Annotated in this window: 3 protein-coding genes; all 3 read right to left on the reverse strand. The window is 36.3% G+C overall.

Annotated elements, in window-relative coordinates; all coding sequences use genetic code 11:
• Nucleotides 1-1,413, reverse strand: a 1,413-nt coding sequence (gene dnaA / locus VJJ26_02295) for a chromosomal replication initiator protein DnaA (GenBank protein ID HLC06996.1), incomplete at its 3' end; no start/stop codon positions are given.
• A gap of 101 nt (nt 1,414-1,514) precedes the next feature.
• On the reverse strand, nt 1,515-2,711 hold the full coding sequence (locus VJJ26_02300) for an N-acetylmuramoyl-L-alanine amidase (GenBank protein ID HLC06997.1): 1,197 nt from the start codon (nt 2,709-2,711) through the stop codon (nt 1,515-1,517).
• 139 nt (nt 2,712-2,850) lie between these two features.
• The coding region (locus VJJ26_02305) for a C39 family peptidase (GenBank protein HLC06998.1) at nt 2,851-3,513 on the reverse strand (663 nt) is incomplete at its 5' end.

Here is a 3,513-nt window from a genome sequence, read left to right on the forward strand (position 1 = left end):
CTCAAACTCTTTTTCTATCCCACTAATTTGTCGCTGCAATTTTACATCTGCGATAATATGTTGTTCTATTTTTGAAACTGCATGTTTTACTGTTGTGTGATTGCGATCACCAAGATACGCACCGATTTCACGCAGCGATCTGTCAGTATTTTTTTTCATGATATACATGGTAATTTGTCGTGCAAAAGCTAATTCCTTATTTCTGTTTTCTGAACGTAACTCATCCAACGAATAAGGAAAATATTTTGCTACAGCCTTAATAACTGCTTTAAAATCAACCGACTCTTTGACTGCACACTCATCGTGTAAAAAGACTTTTTTAACCAAAGCCAACGTGATATGCTCTTTCGTCAACTGCGCATACGCTATGACACGTATTAAAGCACCTTCCAACTCTCTGATATTAGAAGTAACATGCGATGCAAGAAAGTGAGCAACTTCATCACTTACAACTTGTCCACTTTCTTCAGCTTTTCTTTTTAAAATAGCTGTTTTAACTTCAATACAAGGTTGATGAATATCAGCAATCATTCCCGATGACAATCGTGATCGTAATCGCTCTGCAATCCCATTAATATTTTGCGGAAATGTATCGCTCGAAAAAACAATTTGCTTACGCGCATCATACAAAGAATTAAAAATATGAAAAAAAGCTTCTTGGGTCGTTTCTTTATTGGAAATAAATTGAATATCATCAATCAACAATACATCAACCAACTGATATTTTTTTTGAAAACGATCTATTTTATCAAAGCGAATTGCATTAATAAACTCATTCACAAAGCGATCAGCTGTTTGATACAAAACAAGTGCTTTTTTATTATGTGCTTGAATAGTGTTACCAATTGCATGCAATAAATGTGTTTTGCCAAGACCAGATCCACCATAAATAAATAAAGGATTGTACAAATCTCCTGGTTTTTGTCCAACAGCACATGCTGCTGCATATGCAAGAGAATTACTTGGTCCTACAACAAACGTTTCGAACACGTATTTTTGATTAATATGACCGTAGCGTTCTGATAACTTTGCACTTGTCTGTTCATTTTTAGATCCATAAGGAATAATATGTGCTGGACGATATGTTTTTACTTGAAGTGTTTTAGCATCACTCACACAAACTTGTAACTCTCCACTATTAACAACAAAAGAATCATCTTTTTTTTGTGTTGTGGTCAGAAAAACAACTTTTGGATCTGCAACATTTAATAATCTTCCAAGATGTGTCTGAAAAATAGGTCGATAATTTTTTTCAAGCCAGTTACATACAAATGCATTAGGTGTCTGCAGATAAATAACTTTTTCCATCGCATCCCATTTGGTCATCGAAACAGCCTTAAACCATGTTTCAACAACACGGCTGCCAAGCTCTTCACGAACAATTTTTAAAAAATCTTCCCAAATAAAATACATCACTCTTGAACCACCCTAAAAAATAATAAAAGCTAGATTGTATAGTAACAGCTTTTTGCATAAGCAACAATAAAAAAGAGGAAGTTTTTGTGATGATGTGACTAGAAGCGTATGGCCGATAATATTCCGTTACAAATGCCATGTGCAACGCAATTTTGATACTGTACATCGTTCAATAATAGCGCTTCTTTTTTATGTGATAGGAAACCAACTTCAACAAGTACTGCTGGCATTTGCGTACCAAGCAATACTTGTGAAATAGAATGCTTAACTTTGCGATCAATCGACTCATCGTGGAATTGCGACACAGCATCACACACATGACGCTGCACTGATTGAGCTAATTTGTGCGAAAAATCAGCACGATGATTCATGATATGTGCTATACACAAATCCTGTTCGCTTGATACATGAGAAATTTTTTTTTTTAATAGTTGCGGTTGCATGCAAAATGTTTCAACTCCAACCGCACGCGGACTTGCTGCATAATTTGCATGAATAGAAACAAACATATCAGCATTGATATCATTTGCATAAGATGTACGTTCATCTAATTGCATATCACAATCATTGTGTCTTGTTAACACCACTGAACAACCATGTTGTTGTAACAAATTCCCAACTGCAGTACCAATTGCTAAACAAACCTGTTTTTCTTGAATACCTCCGTGACCTATTGCTCCACAATCAAGACCACCATGCCCAGGATCAATTACAATGCAAGGTTTATCTCTACCCCAGCTTCGTTTCTCTACGCCGGGGGCCCCGTATAGATCAGAGGGCGAATACCATAGCGTACGTAAAACCGGCTGATTATTTGCTTGCTCAAGCTTTTTTAACAACTCTTTATTATATAACCGAAACACAATTCCCTTCTGCAAACCAATAGAATCAAATTGCTCATAATCTACCGCAAATTTATTTGGATCAACAACAAAGGCAACCACAACACCTTTTGTGGGTTTTACTACCTCTGTAATAGTCACTTTGTACACATCATTATGATTATTTATCCGATTAACCATTGCTTCACATTCGCCTGAACTAATCACTGCTTTAGGGAAAAAAAAAGTACATGATGTTGAGTCATGCAACTTTTTATTTTTTATTTCTTGCACATGCGGATCACCAGAAAAATACAATGATACATTCGCACGTTCGAGATAGGCATCATTATGCGCCATGTGATGAAAAACTTTATTTAAGCAAATACCATCATTACCAAATGAATTGAATGCATACAATACACTTACCACAACAAAAAGTGGTATTAAAAAATTTTCTATTATTTTGCTCATGTCGGGTCCCTCTACTTTTATAACCCCAGTTACTACCCTTCCCTGAGAAAAATAATATCATTTATAATATCAAATAGTCAATAACATGTTTTTATGATTTACAAAACAACGCTTAAGCTGTATTAATGTAATAAGTTTTTTAATTCTTATTGACAGAAAAAAGACCAATGGGCTCAACAACATACGAAAGTCTATGCGAACATTCCCATGCACGTAAAAAATCGATCAAAGGATAGCGTTTAAACACTTCTGTATCACTCTCGCAGGCTGGATCATGGCACAACACATCTCGGCTTTCACTATCCCACCCAACAACAACCATAAGATGTCCATGTGGAAAAGGTTTTAATGCGCCAGGCAATGTTCCACGAACACTCACAATAACCGGCATGCCTTGCACTAATTGTTGGTGTAAATCAGCAAATGCGTTCATACGTCTCACAAAAAAATTAAACTTACCACCACATACTTCAAATGCATGTGCCATATTACACGGCCAACTTCCATACACGTTCAGCCCTGAGTCAAATGCTTTCGCTGCAAAATCGAGCGGATCTGTGGTGTGACCGATTAAAAAATCAACAAGCATAGCACACGAGGTAGGCGAGCAAATACGACTGTTATCTTCATGATCCAATGCAAACTGTGCAATTGATGGCATACCTATTACGTGTACTGATTGTAAGGAATTATCTATGTTCTTATGCGACTCTGCTTTGAAAATAGTAAAATCAGAAAGTGCAACAGAAAAACTATGTATTAACGATAATGATGCCGATTTTTGCGGCTCGACCTTTATCCA

It is taken from the genome of Candidatus Babeliales bacterium (assembly GCA_035288105.1).
In the GTDB taxonomy this organism is placed as follows: Bacteria; Babelota; Babeliae; order Babelales; family Vermiphilaceae; genus SOIL31.